General features: G+C 75.3%; 1 protein-coding gene. It reads right to left on the reverse strand.

What is annotated here, in order from left to right:
* Positions 1–1041: nickel pincer cofactor biosynthesis protein LarC (gene larC, locus AB0C29_RS50110; protein ID WP_360835673.1), on the reverse strand; the 1041-nt coding region annotated here is incomplete at both ends.

Here is a 1041-nt window from a genome sequence, read left to right on the forward strand (position 1 = left end):
GCCGCGGCGGCGGCCTGCTGCAGCACCAGCCGCTCGGGGCGCTCCAGCCGGCGGGCCGCCGCGGCGACGTCGTCGAACTCGGGCATGACCTGCGTGATGACGCCGTCCCGGTGCGCCACCTTGACCGCGATCGTGCCGCCGTCCAGCTCGATGTCCACGAAGGTCCGCGGTACGGCGTACCGGTGCAGCACCTGTTCGCGGACACCCAGCGTGCTCGTGTCGCGGAGCATCCGTTCACGCAGCACACCGGCGCGTTGCGGCCGGCACAGCACGCTCAACGTGTGCGCGGGACGGCCTTTCTTCATGACGATCGGTACGAGCCACGCGTCGGCGGCCCCGTCGGCCAGCAGTCCGGCCAGCACTCCCGGCCACAGCCGCGGGTCGAGGTCGTCGACGTTGGTCTCCAGCATCATCATCGACTCGGCGGGCTCCGCGGCCGTCAGCACGCCCACCAACACCCGGACCACGTTCGCCCGCCCCGGGGTGTCCCGGCCCCCGGCGCCGGACCCGACCTCCTCGACCGCCATGGCCGGCAGGTCCTCGCAGGAGGTCGCGAGGGCCCGGATCGCCGCCATCCCGGTCGGGGTGGCCAGCTCGCCGGTGCCACCGGCCCGGACCCGCCAGCCGCGGGCCAGCTGCGCCACAGCCGGTACGGGTACGGGCAGGTCGCCGTGGCCGGACCGCGTCCGCCCGGAGCCCACCGCCACCTCACCCGCAGACACGGTGCCGACGTCGAGCTCCTCCAGGGCGGCGCAGACCCCGACCACGTCCGCGATGGAGTCCAGCGCGCCGACCTCGTGGAAGTGCACGTCGTCGACCGGTACGCCGTGCACCCGCGCCTCCGCGTCGGCGAGCCGGGCGAACACCGCACCCGCCCGGTCGCGGACCCGGCCGGCCAGGGCGGCGTGGGCGAGCAGCTCGCGGATGCCGTGGAAGGTGCGGTGCGGCGGGTCGGCCACGAGTGGCTGAGCGTCGACCTTGAGTGCCCGCAGCCCGGCCCGGGTCACCGTGGTTGCCGTGAGCGCGATCGAGCCGGGGAGC

The organism is Actinoplanes sp. NPDC048791, from assembly GCF_040650095.1.
GTDB lineage: Bacteria > Actinomycetota > Actinomycetes > Mycobacteriales > Micromonosporaceae > Actinoplanes.